Source organism: Pseudomonas rosaeacicularis, assembly GCF_057128745.1.
Window position 1 is genome coordinate 159,844 of the sequence record NZ_JBSKHT010000002.1, and the last position, 15,103, is coordinate 174,946.

Annotated in this window: 11 protein-coding genes and 1 pseudogene; 5 read left to right on the forward strand and 7 right to left on the reverse strand. The window is 59.9% G+C overall.

The genetic code is table 11. The features are described 5' to 3' along the window. Positions 1–23 precede the first annotated feature (23 nt). On the reverse strand, positions 24–1,100 hold the full coding sequence (locus tag ACWKWM_RS03215; protein ID WP_483844720.1) for an NAD(P)H-dependent flavin oxidoreductase: 1,077 nt from the start codon (positions 1,098–1,100) through the stop codon (positions 24–26). A gap of 192 nt (positions 1,101–1,292) precedes the next feature. Here ACWKWM_RS03215 and acuR point away from each other — a divergent pair, with 192 nt between their 5' ends. Then, on the forward strand, positions 1,293–1,928 hold the full coding sequence (gene acuR, locus ACWKWM_RS03220) for an acrylate utilization transcriptional regulator AcuR (RefSeq protein ID WP_483844721.1): 636 nt from the start codon (positions 1,293–1,295) through the stop codon (positions 1,926–1,928). 60 nt (positions 1,929–1,988) lie between these two features. Beyond that, positions 1,989–2,972, forward strand: coding sequence for an acrylyl-CoA reductase (NADPH) (acuI, locus tag ACWKWM_RS03225; RefSeq protein WP_483844722.1), 984 nt, complete (start codon positions 1,989–1,991; stop codon positions 2,970–2,972). On the opposite strand, the gene ACWKWM_RS03230 is transcribed toward acuI, so the two are convergent. The 4 genes from ACWKWM_RS03230 to copC all read right to left on the reverse strand — a co-directional run bounded on the left by ACWKWM_RS03230 (position 2,875) and on the right by copC (position 5,977). Continuing rightward, positions 2,875–3,411 (reverse strand): antitoxin Xre-like helix-turn-helix domain-containing protein, encoded by a 537-nt coding sequence (locus ACWKWM_RS03230; RefSeq protein ID WP_483844723.1) that lies wholly within the window; start codon positions 3,409–3,411, stop codon positions 2,875–2,877. The two genes, acuI and ACWKWM_RS03230, sit on opposite strands and share 98 nt — an antisense overlap. A 98-nt stretch (positions 3,412–3,509) precedes the next feature. Continuing rightward, positions 3,510–4,613, reverse strand: a complete 1,104-nt coding sequence (gene ada / locus ACWKWM_RS03235) for a bifunctional DNA-binding transcriptional regulator/O6-methylguanine-DNA methyltransferase Ada (RefSeq protein ID WP_483844724.1) — start codon at positions 4,611–4,613, stop codon at positions 3,510–3,512. A gap of 97 nt (positions 4,614–4,710) precedes the next feature. Further along, entirely contained in the window at positions 4,711–5,583 is an 873-nt protein-coding gene (gene copD, locus ACWKWM_RS03240) for a copper homeostasis membrane protein CopD (RefSeq protein WP_483844725.1), read from the reverse strand. Between the two features lie 4 nt (positions 5,584–5,587). Next, the gene (gene copC, locus ACWKWM_RS03245) at positions 5,588–5,977 is read right to left on the reverse strand and encodes a copper homeostasis periplasmic binding protein CopC (RefSeq protein ID WP_483844726.1); all 390 of its coding nucleotides are present in this window, start codon (positions 5,975–5,977) and stop codon (positions 5,588–5,590) included. A gap of 359 nt (positions 5,978–6,336) precedes the next feature. Between copC and ACWKWM_RS03250 the strand changes: the two genes are divergently transcribed. The 3 genes and pseudogenes from ACWKWM_RS03250 (at position 6,337) to ACWKWM_RS03260 (ending at position 11,236) form a co-directional block, all read left to right on the forward strand. Then, entirely contained in the window at positions 6,337–7,248 is a 912-nt protein-coding gene (locus ACWKWM_RS03250) for a site-specific integrase (RefSeq protein WP_483844980.1), read from the forward strand. Between the two features lie 919 nt (positions 7,249–8,167). After that, positions 8,168–9,343 (forward strand): annotated as a pseudogene (locus ACWKWM_RS03255) (pyridoxal phosphate-dependent aminotransferase); the annotation flags it as partial. Positions 9,344–9,907: 564 nt separating this feature from the next. After that, the gene (locus ACWKWM_RS03260) at positions 9,908–11,236 is read left to right on the forward strand and encodes an OprD family porin (protein ID WP_483844727.1); all 1,329 of its coding nucleotides are present in this window, start codon (positions 9,908–9,910) and stop codon (positions 11,234–11,236) included. A gap of 111 nt (positions 11,237–11,347) precedes the next feature. Here the strand turns inward: ACWKWM_RS03260 and ACWKWM_RS03265 are convergent, their stop codons facing one another. Further along, positions 11,348–13,975, reverse strand: a complete 2,628-nt coding sequence (locus ACWKWM_RS03265) for an autotransporter family protein (protein ID WP_483844981.1) — start codon at positions 13,973–13,975, stop codon at positions 11,348–11,350. A 238-nt stretch (positions 13,976–14,213) separates the two neighbouring features. Further along, positions 14,214–14,993 (reverse strand): endonuclease/exonuclease/phosphatase family protein, encoded by a 780-nt coding sequence (locus ACWKWM_RS03270; protein WP_483844982.1) that lies wholly within the window; start codon positions 14,991–14,993, stop codon positions 14,214–14,216. Positions 14,994–15,103: the final 110 nt, after the last annotated feature.

A 15,103-nucleotide genomic window follows, 5' to 3' on the forward strand; every position in this document is an offset into this window, starting at 1 on the left:
CGGCCACGACAACTCAAAGCAATTCAATGCCTGCCAAGCTTCTCCAGCGCTTCAATCGCCAGCTTGCGCGTCAGGTCGCCAGCGGGCAGTTCGTGCTTGATCCCCACGGCTTGCCCGGCCCACAGATTTTGAAAGCCGTCGTCTCCTTGGGGTTCCGCTTTGGCGCGCAGTGGCATGAGTGCGCCGCCTGCGGTGGGGAAATGCGGTGCCAGTGGGCTGATCGGGCCGAGCTCACGCATGATCCGATTGACGATGCCCCGCGCAGGCCGACCCGTGAAAATGTTGGTGAGGGCGGTCTGGCTGTCGGTGGAGGCACGCAGGGCCTTGTGATGAAGCGCAGTCACTTTCGCCTCCGCGCAGAACAGATAAGCCGTGCCGATCTGCACCGCTGAAGCGCCGAGGATGAGCGCCGCCGCGATGCCGCGCCCGTCGGCAATACCGCCCGCAGCAATCACTGGCACGTTGACCGCATCCGCAATCTGCGGCACCAGCGCCATCGTCCCCACCTGAGTGTGCAGTTGATCGCTGAGGAACATTGCGCGATGCCCGCCCGCTTCATAGCCCATGGCGATAATCGCGTCGCAGCTATTGGCTTCCAGCCAGATCGCTTCCTCGACAGTGGTGGCCGAAGAGATGATCTTCGCGCCAGTGGCTTTCACTCTCGCAACCAGTGATGCGTCCGGCAGGCCAAAGTGAAAACTCACTACTTCAGGCTTCAACTCCTCAACCAATACACAGGCGGCGGCGTCGAACGGACTGCGATTGGACACCGGCGTCGGCGCATCGAAGTCTGCGTCCAATTCTTGATAGTAGGGCTGCAGCAGGTTTTTCCAGGCGGCGTCTGCTTGTGGGTTGGTGGCGGGGCTGACGTGACAGAAGAAGTTCAGGTTCAGCGGCGCCCGGGTGTGCTGGCGGATCAGGCTGACTTCGTCACGTATCTGATCGGCGTTCAACATGGCGCAGGGCAGCGATGGCAAACCACCGGCATTGCCGACAGCAATCGCCATGGCGGAACCGCTGGCGCCCGCCATGGGCGCTTGAAGAAGTGGGAGCTCAATGTCGAAGAGTTTGAGCAGGCGCGTGTCGGGCCAGGCGATCATGGGCAGTCTCCTAAAAGTGAATTGTCATTGGCCAACCCCTGTGGGAGTGAGCTGGCTCGCGATAGCGTTAGACCAGCCGACGCATCAGCTACTGATAAACCGCCATCGCGAGCAAGCTCACTCCTACAAGGTTATGCAGTTAATCTTTGGTCGAACTGGATTTTATAGACGATCAGTCTAATATCCAGCCCCATGACTGAAATCATTCCCATCCCACGCAGGCCCGGCCGTCCACCCAAGGTGGATCGCGAGCATTCCGACACCCGCGAGGCACTTGTACGCTGCGGTGTGGAAGTGCTCACCGAGCAGAGTTTCACCGCCACCGGCATTGATGCCATCCTCAAGCGCGTCGGCGTGCCGAAGGGTTCGTTCTATCACTATTTCGCCAGCAAGCAAGCCTTCGGCCGTGTGGTGCTGGACAGCTACGCGCACTATTTTGCACGGAGGCTGGATCGATGGCTGCTCGATGAAACCCTTTCGCCGCTGGAGCGACTGGCCGGTTTTGTCCAGCATTCAAGGGCCAGCATGGCGCGACATGATTTCAAGCGCGGATGTCTGGTGGGCAACCTGGGGCAGGAAGTCAGCATGCTCCCCGAAGGTTTTCGTGAGCACTTGGAGATGATTTTCCTGTCCTGGCAAAGCCGCCTCGCACACTGTTTCGAACAGGCCAAGAGCGTGGGTGAACTGCCCGCCAACGCTGACTGCGCCGAACTCGCGGCGTACTTCTGGATTGGCTGGGAAGGCGCTGTACTGCGCGCACGTCTGGTGCAAAGCGATGCGCCTCTGAATACCTTCATCACAGGATTTCTTCGCGGTCTCCCTCGCTGACGCTTGCGCCGGGCGCCGCTCAAACTATTTCTAGACGACCGGTCTATATCGGAGGCAACCATGTTCAACGGCATCCTGATTGACAAAGACGACAGTGGTTATCACGCACGCCTGACTGCACTTGACGAGGCTGACCTGCCTGCGGGCGACGTCACGGTCAACGTTGCCTACAGCACTCTCAACTACAAGGACGCCTTGGCGATCACTGGCAAAAGCCCGGTGGTGAGAAAGTTTCCGATGGTACCGGGCGTTGATCTGGCGGGTACCGTCGTAAGCAGCAGCCACGCGGATTTCAAGCCGGGGGATGCGGTGCTGCTCAACGGCTGGGGCGTCGGCGAGGGACATTGGGGCGGGCTTGCGCAAAAGTCTCGGCTAGACGGCAAATGGCTGATTCCGCTGCCCAAAGCCTTCACCGCTGCGCAAGCGATGGCGATTGGCACAGCGGGCTATACGGCGATGCTGGCGATCATGGCGCTGGAGAAAAACGGCCTGACCCCGGACAGAGGCGAAGTGCTGGTGACCGGTGCCAATGGCGGCGTCGGCAGTTTCGCTATCGCCTTGCTGGCCAAGCTTGGGTATCACGTGGTGGCCTCCACCGGGCGCCTCCACGAGAGCGACTACCTGAAACAACTTGGCGCCGCCGACATCATCGACCGCGCCACCTTATCGGAACCGGATCGGCCGTTAGGCAAGGAGCGATGGGCTGCCGCGATTGATTCTGTCGGCAGTCACACCCTCGCCAACGTCTGCGCCACCACGCGTTACCGGGGCACCGTCGCGGCGTGCGGGCTGGCGCAGGGCATGGAGTTTCCCGGTTCCGTCGCGCCTTTCATCTTGCGGGGCGTGACGCTGGCCGGGGTAGACAGCGTCATGCGGCCTTATCAGGACAGGATCGAGGCCTGGGAACGTCTGGGCGTGGATCTGAATCTGGAGTTACTGGCGTTGATCAGTCACGAGATTGGCCTGAGTGAGGCGATTGCAGTGGCTGGGCAATTGCTGGATGGCACGGTTCGCGGCCGGCTGGTAGTTGATACCCAGCGCTAGGTTCGACCATCGCCCGCAGTAGACGACGAACCTGACGCACGCCGATTTCGGTTTCGCACAGACGGATGGGCGTTTGGTGGCCTAAGGCTGCATGACTGCTCACCATCCACCGACTGGCGACGCCATAGTCCCCCAGCACCGAGGCGGCTTGGAGGGCGACGTTCGCGAGTCGGTCCAAGCGTTCGGAAGCCACCACATCAAGAGGCTGCGAGTCGCGCTGCCGGCGTTCGAGCGTAGACGTCGAAACGTTGAGCAATTGCTCAAGGCGCCTGGGTGTAAGCCTGAACGCCTCGCGCGTCGCCTTGACCCAGCCGGGCGGGAAGCCTGCTTGAATGTAGTGCAGGCGCTGCGCATCGGTACGCGCATTGAGTTGATTGGCGATCAGCCAAAAGGTAGGGGCGTCAGACGTGTTCACGCCCTGTATGTAAATCTCGTCCATTAGGCTCGTTCCATTTTTGACTCGGTGTCTGAGTCAAAAAAGGCTAGCCGCTCAGGCATTTCCTACCGTTCAAAGTTGTTACCGACTGGTTCACCGCCTCAGCAATCCTGGATGTCCGACGTCGATTGAGCCTGCGCCTCACGCTCAAGCAGCACTTGTTTGCGCTCAACACCCCAGCGGTACCCGGACAGCCCGCCATCGCTGCGCACCACCCGATGACACGGAATGGCCACTGCAAGCCAATTGGCACCGCAGGCCTGAGCCACTGCCCGAAACGATTTGGGTGCACCGATGCGCTCGGCGATCTCGGCGTAGCTTGCGGTACTGCCCGAAGGGATCTGCGCCAGGGCCTGCCAGACCCGCTGCTGAAACGCCGTGCCTTGGACGTCGAGGGGTAAATTCAGGCCGACGCCGGGGGCTTCGATAAAACCCACCACCGTCGCCACTAACTGCTCAAACGCCGTGTCACAGCCGACCAGCGTGGCGCTGTAGAATTTGTCTTGCAGATCACGCACCAGCTGCTGCGGATCATCGCCCAACAGAATCGCGCAGACGCCGCGCGCGCTTTGCGCCACCAGAATCGACCCCAGCGAACACTCACCCACCGCAAAGCGGATCTCGTTCCGGGTGCCGCCCTTGCGGTAATCCGTCGGCGTCATCCCCAGCAACTTGTCGGACGTTTCATAGAAACGGCTGTTGGAGTTGAAACCGGCGTCATACATGGCGTCGGTAATCGAGCCGTTATCGGCCAGTTTCTGACGCATCTTCTGTCCGCGGTGGGCAGCGGCATAGCCCTTGGGCGTGAGGCCCGTCACGCTTTTGAATACCCGGTGGAAATGCCACGGACTCAATCCCGCCTGTTCGGCCAGATCGTGCAGGTTGGGGACGTTCTCCGCTTGGGCGATGTGCTGGCAGGCGAGGGCGACCAGTGCGGCGTGTTGTCCGCCCAGCCGTGCTTGTACCGCCGTCGCGCGCTGGCTAGGGCGATAACCCGCCGCCTCTGCTTCAGCAGGCGTGTCGAAAAACTCGACGTTCTGCGGCCGGGGCAGGCGCGCGGTGCTGCCGGGTGGGCAATAAATACCGGTGGTGCGTACGCCATAGACGAACTGGCCCTGTAAAGAGGCGTCCCGCGCGACGATCGCTCGCCAGCGCGGATCGTTTTCAACAAGCTCGGGATTAGAGACGGATCTGGCGCGTGCCATGGCTGCATACCCTCTGAAGACTGATGCTACTCAGATTATTCGCTCAGCAGTGAACAGAAACTCCGAGTCTTGCGATTCAATTCCGCGCATCTGCCATTCATCCCATCAGCATGGGCGGCAACGTGCCCAGCAGCGAGACCGCTGCCAGCGCCAGTGCTCCGAATGTGCACTCCAGCAACACACTGACCCGCAGCGCCTGGACGTTGAGTGAATGCCCACGGGCGAGTGTCCGATTGGCGGCCGCCAATAGCAGCATCGCCAGCACCATAGCGGTCTTCACCGCCAGCACCAGACCAAAGCCTGCAAACGCAGGTTCTGGCCAGAATGCGCCACTCAGCGCGCGAACATTGACCAGACCGGTCGCTACAATCACGGCCACCAGCACATAGCCGATGCCGCTGAAGCGTAGAAGCATCTGCCGAATGTCCAAAGGTTGGGGGGGCGTGAGTAGCAGCGCCAGCATCAGCAGGCTGCCGAGCCAGGTGCCGACCCCGCTCAGATGGATGATCTGGTTGAGGATCAGCAGTTGCCCCTGAACCCCGTCGAACATCGCGCCATGACCAACCGGTGCCAAGGTAAACAGTAGTAACGTGAGAAAAACCGTGTGCAGCGCCGCCGCACTTCGGCGCGTGCTGATCGCGCCCAACAGCACCAGCACGGCCAGCGCCAGATGGAAGATCCAGACCCGACCAAAGAACGTGCTGCTCAGGACCAGAGCGAGAGTGTCGGGATCCAGCGCGTCGCGCCAATCCCCAGCCATGCTCCCCGCCGTCAACATCAGCCACGCCACTGCGCTGACTAACGCCACCAAAGCCAGGGTCAGATTGATGCGGTCGAGCCGCAATGCCAAGGGACTGTTTTCGATGCCGGCACGCTGCATGTTGAACAGCAGGCCGAAGACACGAATCCCGAACAGCAGCAACACCGCGCCGAAATGCACGAATCGGCACAGGATCAATCCTTCGTGCATGGCGTTAAGGGGTTACCTTGAAGTGGTACACACCTTCGCTTTTATGAGTATCGACTGACACGGCGTGCCACTCGACCTTATAGTTGCCAGGCGTCAAGGGCACGGCAGGGGTGACGATGAGGATTTTCTTGTCGGCAGGGTCAGTGGCGATGCTCTGCGCAGCGACGATTTCAGTGCTGTCGCCCGGGCCGTCGAGGCGAATGCTGACTTTGCTGAATTTTTCTTCGACGCCTTCCGAGAAGTTCAGGCGAAGCTCTTTGGGCGAGGTCACTTCGCTGTCGGCGGCGGGCGACTGACTCTCAAGGTGAGCGTGGGCAAGGGCGAGGGTAGCAGTCGTCAAGCAAGCCAGAACGGCGAAGGAAGTCAGGGCAATCTTGAAGCGTTGGGCAGACATCGGGGCACCTTATTATCTTTGCGGCGGTGAGCTGTGCAGCAGGTTGAACGGCAGGGCAATCGCGGTAACGTTCTGAACGATACGCGCGCTACTAGACCAGAAAGCGCCTGACGATTCCAGACAATAAATGCGGATCACTCGGTCAGGACGTTGGCTTGCCGGGTCCTCAAATCGGGTTGATTAATCGCTGGAGCTGTGGTGTAGAGTTGTGGTTTCAAGCGTCGCAAAAGGCCATTTCAGAGCCTTCGCCGTCACCGGAGCGCCCAACGAACGTGTCAGATAAACCTGCCGATTTCCTTCGCGATACATCCCCGTCTCCGGCTGTCGATCCCGCCTTGGCGGGCAGCGCCGCGCCGCTCATGCCCAACGTTGCAGCGCCTTTGACGCTGTATCTGGCGCGTCTGGCCCCCTCCAGTCGGCTGACCATCAAGTACGTGTTGCAGGACGCGGCCGACCGCTTGGGTTTTGTCGACATCGATTTGCACCACATCCCTTGGCATCAGTTGCAGCCAGGCCACGTCACGGCGCTGGTGTCGACGCTGCGCGATGACAATTACGCACCCAACACCTCTTCGCTGTACGTCAACGCGATTCGCGGGGTCATGAATGAAGCGTGGCGCCAAGAGTTGATCAGCCACGAGCAGCTGCTGAAGATTCGCTCGATCAAAGCCATTGCCGGCACGCGGTTAGGTCGGGGCAGAAACATCCGACGCACGCTGATCAAGGAATTGATGGAAGTCTGCGCCGCCGACCCCAGGCCGCAGGGCAAACGCGACGCCGCTTTGATTGCGATTCTGTACGGCTCGGGCATGCGCAAGTCCGAATCGGTGAACCTGGATCTGGCGCAGCTGGATTTCGAGGAGCGCAGCCTGCGTGTCACCGGCAAGGGCAATCGACAACTGATCAAATATGCACCGGTGTGGGCGTTCGATGCCCTGAATGACTGGCTGACGTTGCGCCGCGCGAGTCTGCCGGAGGGGGTGCAGGACGATGCGTTTCTGTTCAACCGCATCCGTCGCGGCAGCCACATCACCCGCGAGCGCATCACCAAGCACGCGATCTACTTCATCGCCAAGCAGCGCGGGCGCCAGGTCGGCGTCGAGATCATGCCCCACGACTTTCGCCGCTCGTTTATCACCCGGGTCATCGAAGAACATGACCTGGCCATCGCGCAGAAACTGGCGCACCACACCAACATCTCCACCACGGTGGGGTACGACATGCGCGATGACAACGAGCGCCGCCGGGTGGTCGACCGGTTTGATTTGTGACATCCCGGCCAATGAGGTTTTTGGCGGTCCCCGGCGTCCAGTTGCCGCGCTGTCAGCAGCACACCCTGACCCAACAGGGCTTTTGCCAGACGACCAAATCAGCAGCGCCGCAGCTCCAATGTGGGAGCGAACCTGTTCGCGAAGGCGGTGTTCGGGACGCCAGATTAGTAGCGGCTGCACGGACCTCTTCGCGGACAGGTCCGCTCCCACGGGCTTGTGTAAAGCCGAAAAATCAGCAGCGCCGCAGCTCCAATGTGGGAGCGAACCTGTTCGCGAAGGCTGGTTTCGGGACGCCAGATTCGTAGCGGCTGCCCGGACCTCTTCGCGGACAGGTCCGCTCCCACGGGTTTGTGTAAAGCCGAAAAAATCAGCAGCGCGGCAGCTCCAATGTGGGAGCGAACCTGTTCGCGAAGGCTGTGTTCGGGACGCCAAATTAGTAGCGCCTGCCCGGGCCTCTTCGCGGACAGGTCCGCTCCCACGGGTTTGTGTAAAGCCGAAAAACTCAGCAGTGCCGCAGCTCCAATGTGGGAGCGAACCTGTTCGCGAAGGCGGTGTTCGGGACGCCAGATTAGTAGCGGCTGCACGGACCTCTTCGCGGACAGGTCCGCTCCCACGGGTTTGTGTAAAGCCGAAAAATCAGCAGCGCCGCAGCTCCAATGTGGGAGCGAACCTGTTCGCGAAGGTTGTGTTCGGGACGCCAGATTAGTAGCGCCTGCACGGACCTCTTCGCGGACAGGTCCGCTCCCACGGGTGTAGCGTGTGACCTATATCTCGGTAACTCATCGGGCCCTCAGAGTTTCAGGTGTGCTTACAGTCGGCCCTTGAGGTTGAACCGCCGTTGGGCTTGCACTATGTTGGCCGCTTCCTATCTGTTGGTGCCACCCCCAACGCGGTATCCAATCTTTAAAGAGGCTCTGGCATGCGCTTTTCCCCGCTGGTCGAACGAATTTCCGGAAAGGGCGTTGCGGCTTGGGACATTCATTACGCCGCCAGCGACGCACAGCGTGCGGGCGAGGATGTGATCATTCTCAGCGTCGGCGATCCCGACTTCGCCACGCCCGATTTCATCACTCAAGCCGCCGTCACTGCACTGCGCGCGGGTGACAGCCATTACACCGACATCGCTGGCCGTCCGGAACTGCGTCGGGCCATCGCCCAGCGTTATGCCGAGCGATTGGGTTGGCCGGTGCAGGCGCAAAATGTCATCACCGTGGCAGGCGCGCAGAACGCCTTGTTCGTGGCCTCGATGTGCCTGTTGCAAGCAGGCGACGAAGTCATCGCCCTGGACCCGATGTACGTCACCTATGAAGCGACCCTCAAAGCTTCCGGCGCGACGCTGGTGCGGGTCGAGTGTAATGCCGACAGCGGCTTTCGCCTGAATGCGCCGCGATTGAAAGCGGCGATCACTGCGCGTACCCGCGCGATCTTCCTCTCCAACCCGAACAACCCCACCGGCGTGGTCCTGGAGCTCGAAGAACTGCAAGCGATCGCTGATCTGGCAATCGCCCATGATCTGTGGGTGGTGGTCGATGAGGTCTACGAAAGCCTGTGCTACGAGCGCGAGCACCAGAGCCTGGCGAGCCTGCCGGGCATGGAAAAACGCTGTGTGGTGATTGGCAGTCTCTCCAAATCCCACGCCATGACAGGCTGGCGAATTGGCTGGATCGTCGCTGAGCCGACGTTGGTCGCCCATGCTGAAACCCTGCTGTTGAGCATGCTCTACGGGCTGCCCGGCTTTGTCATGGAAGCGGCGTTGGCAGCCGTCATCGCCCACGATGAAGTCACGGCGAGTATGCGCGATGTCTATCAGCGTCGACGTGATCTGGTGGTGAGTGCGCTCAGCGATTGCCCCGGCATTTCGGTGCTAAAACCCGATGCCGGTATGTTCGTGCTGCTGGACGTGCGCGGCACTGGATTGAGTTCTCTGGATTTCGCCTGGCGCCTGTACCGCGAGGCCAAGGTTTCGGTGCTGGATGCCGCAGCGTTTGGCGAGCCGGCTCAGGGTTTTGTCCGCTTGTCATTTACCGTGGGGGAAGCACAACTGGCAAAGGCCTGTGAGCGGATAAGGGAGTTTGTGAAGATTCTGTCAACCGAACCGGGGAGTGAGTAAGTTGGCTCGAGTATGTTTTCATATCATTAATGCCGATAAGAAAATCCTCGGAAATTGACCATCCGCCAAAATGAACATGAAATTTAATTCATAAAAAAAGCCACCGCACAAAAGTGAGGTGGCTAAAAAGTCTTACCAAAGGAATGATGAAGTGGAGCAAGTGTCTGTGCCTGAAGCTGCGGAGTCATCAGGCAAGGGATACATGATCTTTCATCGCCGACAACGGTAACACTGCCTTCGCGAATCCCACTATTACGATAATCGATAGTGACTATCACGACTCATTGATCATTGGCTGGCCGGGAAAGTGCTAAAAGTTTTTTGGCAAGGGGAGCACACCCTGCAATCCGTAGCGCGAGTGGCGCGTGCGGGACAATAACGAGACGGGATTCAAGCCTGTAATTAACCGTGAGTTTCAATGACGGTATCGATGTATTTAGCCCATCTGCCATAGCGCGTACTCCACCGTTCTTATATCGCCTGAACCAGGGGAAACCCCGTGCTTCAGGTGCTCTGAACGGTGGGCCTTTATTGAAACAGGGGATAACAATGACGTTTGTGAAATGGAACCTCGTAACGCTCGCGGTTTCGCTGGGCGTGAGTCAACTGGCGGCAGCAGGGGTTGTCAGTGACCAATCCGAAACCAAGGGTTTTGTCGAGGACAGCAGCCTTACCGTCCACCTGAAAAATTACTATTTCAACCGTGATGGCAAGAACGGCGGTGGCGACCGCAAGGACTGGACCCAAGGCGTGCTGGGTAACTTCAGCTCCGGTTTCACACAAGGCACCGTGGGATTTGGCGTTGATGCCTACGGTTACTGGGGCATCAAACTCGATGGCGGTGGCGGCACGGCGGGCACCGGTAACCTGCCAGTCGATCGCCACGGCGACCCGGAAGACGAGTACGGCACCGCCGGCGGTGCGATCAAAATGCGCATCTCCAAAACCGAACTGCGCTACGGCAACCTACAGCCGACAGCCCCGGTATTTGCCGCAGGCGGTTCACGTCTGTTCCCGCAGACGGCCACTGGCTTCAACCTGCTGAGCAGCGAAATCGCCGGTCTGGAACTGGACGGTGGTCACTTTACCGGCGGCAATGGCCCGGTCACTACCAACAGTGATCACGATATCTTTGCTTCCTATGCCAACGTCACGGCGTCGAGCATTGATTACGCCGGCGCCAAGTATGCGGTGTCCGATAACTTGTCTCTGAGCCTGTATGGTTCCAACCTCAAAGATGTGTGGGATCAGTACTACGCCAACGTCAATTACACCCAGCCGATCTCCGACCAACAGTCGGTGAACTTCGATTTCAATATCTATCGCACTAATGATGCGGGTTCAGCCAAAGCGGGCGATATCAGCAACACCACCTGGTCGCTGGCAGCCGCTTATTCGTTCCTGACGGCACACACCGTGACACTGGCGTATCAGAAAGTTCATGGCGATACCCCTTTCGATTATGTGGCCTTCGGGACTAACGGTCCTGGCGATACAGGCGACTCGATCTTTCTGGCGAACTCGGTTCAATATTCGGACTTCAACGGCCCGGGCGAAAAATCCTGGCAAGCCCGTTACGACTTGAACATGGCAAGTTATGGCGTGCCCGGTCTCAGCTTCATGGCGCGCTATATCACCGGTGATGATATCGACGGCAGCCACCTGCCTTCTAACAGCACTTATGGCGGATACGGCTACGGCGAAGACGGCAAGCACCACGAAACCAACGTCGAAGCCAAGTACGTGGTTCAGACAGGTTCGCTCAAGGACTTGTCCTTGCGCATGCGTCAGGCATGGCACCGTGGCAATGCTGACCAGGCCGAAGGCGACATCAACGAATTCCGTCTGATCGCCGATTATCCGATCAATATTTTCTGATCTCGGATAGCTGAATGAAAGGGCCAGGCGCGCGGTACGAGTGCCTGGCTTTTTTATGAGCAGTGTCTCGTCTAAACACTGATTCCGAAGCAAACCCACCCATTGGTATCCCTACCAACTCACACGCACCCCAAGATTGGCGATCACGCCGTTCAGGTCGTTGTCATCCACGTCGCTGCTGTAATCGGCGCTGGCGTAAACGCTGACGCCGTCGCCCACTTTCGCGATAAAGCCAACGCCCAGGTCCGCTGTCGTCGAATGGTGATCGCTCTCAATGCGCGTGACATGGTCGAAAGTGACGGTGTCGTTGCCGCCAAACGTACGCCACAGGTTGGTCCGCACATAGGGCTCAACCGGCACGCCTTGCACCACATAATTGCCTTTGAGCCGAGCGCCGACTCTGCCGGTGTTGTAGGCGTCTGAATCAAAAGACACATCGGCGATCCCGTCGTTTTGCCCGTCCAGGTCGATGCGTTGGTGAATAAACTGCACCTGCGGCTCGATGACCCAATGCGGCGATAGCGTGATCGGGTAGCCGGCCTCAAGCGACAGGCTCAGCGCGTGGCCCTTGGTGTCGATGCGCACGCCCCGATTGGAGCGGCTGTACCCGTCGAGTCGCGTACCCATGACAACCGCGTCGATGTAGCCAGCCGAGGGGCCAACCAAGGTCCAGTAAGCAGCTAACGAGTCACCCTCAAGTTTGACCTTGCCGGTTTTGCTCTGCTCGAACCCGTCGGCGAAGCCCTCGACGTGCCCGTCCATTCGGCTGTGCGCGACAAAAAATCCCAGCCGGTGATTGCTGCCGCCGTTTGTTTGCGCGGCGTATACGTCGTGGCCGATCTGGTAGCCCTTGATTGACGCATCCAGTTTCGGGTCAACCGTGCCGGACCAGCTCTGCTTGAAATCATTACTCAGAATTCTGCCCCATCCCGCAGGCACTGCGCCGTGCTCGTCGAGCAGGCTTTGATCGCCCTGGCGATCGTGAAAGGTGCCCAGCGTGGTGTTCAACAGCACGGCGACCGCGGGCAGAATGACCGAGTAATTGGGGACCTCCTGGCGATACAAGGGCAAAGGCGCCGCGCCTTGCACTGGAGCGGGCAGGGCGGGAGTGCCGATAGCTGCGACCGGCGCCACAGCCGCCGGCAAAATTGGGGTAGGTGCATCCGGTTGCTGAGGTGGAACCGGTGGTGGCGTCGGCGTAACGGGCGGCGTGACCGGTGGCGCTGGAACATCGGGGGGTGTCACTGGCGTCACTGGCGGCGCGACCGGTGGCGTAACGGGCGGGGTAACAGGTGGCGTAACAGGTGGCGAAGCCGGCGGAACAGCGGGCGGCAGCGGCAATGACAGCACCGCCGAGCGCAAGTACCAGTTGTTTTCAGTGCCCGCTTGCACGCCGCCTTTGAACAGGTAGTACTGGTAAGCGCCAGCCGACAGCGACCCCTTGAGTGAAAACGCGGTGTTATCGCTGATGGCGCCGTCACTGGCTTCAACCACCTGGATGCCGTTCTGCGGCGTGAAGGCGCCCTGACCACCGAGGTTGGTGACGTCGATCTGCGTGGTGCCGCTCAGAGCGCCGCCCGACACCACCAGCTTGTCGCTGGGTGACTCATCACCCGCCAAGACCGATTGCAACAACAGCCGCCCGTTGTTGCCCACGTAATTGCCACGCACTGTCAGGGTGTCAGCGGCGCTGGTACTGCCAGTGGTCATATCCAGCGTGCCGGCGTTGTTCAGCGTCGCCAACTGACTACCGGTGAACGGGCTGAAGGAGCCTGCAGTCGAGCGCACCACGCTGCTGGCATCCACGTTGAACACACCCGTGCCGGTCGCGCTGTCGCCCAGCACGAAGTTGCCGGCCAGATCCAGTTGCGAGCCATTGCCCAGATTGACCGTTTCCCAGTTGAGGTAGCGGCCGGGGACTGCGGTACTCACGGCATCAAAGCTCAAGGCGTCGATCCCGGGCCCGCCGTCGAGCAGAGGATTGGACGACAGGTTAACTTCCGTTAGATCAGCCAGCGATGCGCGATCATTGCCGTCCGCCATCAACACACCGCCGCGCATGAAACCGCCATCGCGCCAGACGAATACATCGTCGCCGAAGCTGGCCCGCACGCCACCGCGCACCTCGCCGCCGCTGAAGGTAATCCTGTCGTTGCCACCGCTGACGCTGATCGCCCCGCCGATTAACCCGCCGGACACGATGATGGTGTCCTTGCCGAAGCCTGCCACCAGGTTATTGACGATGGTGCCACCGGACATGTCGAACAGGTTGTCATCGAGCTTCAAGTCCACTCGGCCGATGGTGCCGCCCGTCATGCGTGCGGAATCGCCGTCTTCAAAGGCGTTGGTGATGGTGCCGCCAGTCATCAGGAAGGTGTCGAAGCCGTCACCTTGGGTCAGCGAGCGCATCGTGCCGCCGCTCATGAAGAAGTTGTCCGGGTCGAAGCTCTGATTGACGTCGCCGGTGATCGTCCCTTGGGTGATACGGAATTGATCAGTACCGGCGCCTTGATTGAAGTCGCCGACAATGCTGCCGGAGTTCATGTCGATGCGGTCGTTGCCGGAGCCGAATGTGACGCTGCCGACGATGGAACCGGTGCCTCCCGCCGGGAAAATCAAAACGTTGTTCCCACCGGGATTGGTCAGCGGACCGCTGCTGCCGCTGTCGCAGGTTTGCGTGTCGCCGCCCAGGGTCGACACCAGGTTGCAGGCGCTCTGGGAGGTGGACGGGGCCGTCATGCACAGGCAAGCCAATATCCAGCAAGCGCCGCACCTGCCGTTGTGTCGAATGTCGATATCCATGTCCGCTCTCCCTGAGCCTGTGGTCAGAGGGAGCGAAAAATATCCAAAACTTGCCCGATGGCCGTCCAGCGGTACTGAGTCGTTTCAGTACGGTCATTGTTCAGTGAAGGATGCAACCAGCAGCGCGTCAACGTGATGAGCGACCGGCGGTCTATCGCACGCACTGGTGCGCAGCCTACATGTGCACCTCGACCGCCAGCGGCAGGTGGTCGGAGAGGTGCGTCCATGGGCGATTGCCCAGGATGCGAGGTGAATGGCTGGTGGCATTGCGCAAGTAAATGCGGTCTAGCCGCAGCATCGGAAAACGCGCGGGGTAGGTCTTCGCCAGATGTCCGTTATTGCGCTCGAACACTTCATGCAAATAGTCGCAACGGCCCAGGCGCTTATTGCCTTGCAGCTGCCAGTCATTGAAATCGCCGGCGATGATCACTGGTGCATCGTCAGGCAGCGATTCGAGCAGCTGACACAGCAAGTCCAGCTGCAGTTGGCGATGGCTCTCCAGCAAACTCAAATGCACGCAAATGGCGTGTACTTCATCGTGCCCTGGCACTTGTAAAACGCAGTGCAGCAAACCACGCCGCTCGGGGCCTGTAATCGATACGTCGAGATTGCGATGGCGAATGATCGGGTATTTGGACAGCAGGGCATTGCCGTGATGACCGTCGGGATACACCGCGTTTTGGCCGTAGGCAAAATCGCTCCACATGCTGTCCGCAAGGAATTCGTACTGCGACATGCTCGGCCAATCCTGATAACGCGTTGCGTGGCGGTCATGACCGCCCAGCACTTCCTGCAAAAAGACCAGATCGGCGCTGGTGCTGCGCACCGCTTCACGCAATTCGGGGAGGATGAAGCGACGATTGAGTGCCGTGAAGCCCTTGTGCGTGTTGACAGTCAGCACTCGCAAACGGTGCACGTCAGGCGCATTTTCGATGTCAGCGGGCGCTGCGTTCATACCAGCAGGGTCGGGTGTCACACGCACGCTCCAGATTACCAAAGGGGTGTAACTGGGACCGACAGCCTCTCTGGGGGTTCAGCGCTTCGGGTCAGCGGTCACGCTCGGCT

Excerpts from the sequence above, each read along its gene's own strand:
- ACWKWM_RS03265 (WP_483844981.1), bottom strand. The coding sequence starts at position 13,975 with ATGACGGCCCCGTCCACCTCCCAGAGCGCCTGCAACCTGGTGTCGACC.
- copC (WP_483844726.1), bottom strand. The coding sequence starts at position 5,977 with ATGTCTGCCCAACGCTTCAAGATTGCCCTGACTTCCTTCGCCGTTCTG.
- ada (WP_483844724.1), bottom strand. The coding sequence starts at position 4,613 with ATGGCACGCGCCAGATCCGTCTCTAATCCCGAGCTTGTTGAAAACGAT.
- copD (WP_483844725.1), bottom strand. The coding sequence starts at position 5,583 with ATGCACGAAGGATTGATCCTGTGCCGATTCGTGCATTTCGGCGCGGTG.
- acuI (WP_483844722.1), top strand. The coding sequence starts at position 1,989 with ATGTTCAACGGCATCCTGATTGACAAAGACGACAGTGGTTATCACGCA.
- ACWKWM_RS03270 (WP_483844982.1), bottom strand. The coding sequence starts at position 14,993 with ATGAACGCAGCGCCCGCTGACATCGAAAATGCGCCTGACGTGCACCGT.
- acuR (WP_483844721.1), top strand. The coding sequence starts at position 1,293 with ATGACTGAAATCATTCCCATCCCACGCAGGCCCGGCCGTCCACCCAAG.
- ACWKWM_RS03215 (WP_483844720.1), bottom strand. The coding sequence starts at position 1,100 with ATGATCGCCTGGCCCGACACGCGCCTGCTCAAACTCTTCGACATTGAG.
- ACWKWM_RS03260 (WP_483844727.1), top strand. The coding sequence starts at position 9,908 with ATGACGTTTGTGAAATGGAACCTCGTAACGCTCGCGGTTTCGCTGGGC.
- ACWKWM_RS03250 (WP_483844980.1), top strand. The coding sequence starts at position 6,337 with ATGCCCAACGTTGCAGCGCCTTTGACGCTGTATCTGGCGCGTCTGGCC.
- ACWKWM_RS03230 (WP_483844723.1), bottom strand. The coding sequence starts at position 3,411 with ATGGACGAGATTTACATACAGGGCGTGAACACGTCTGACGCCCCTACC.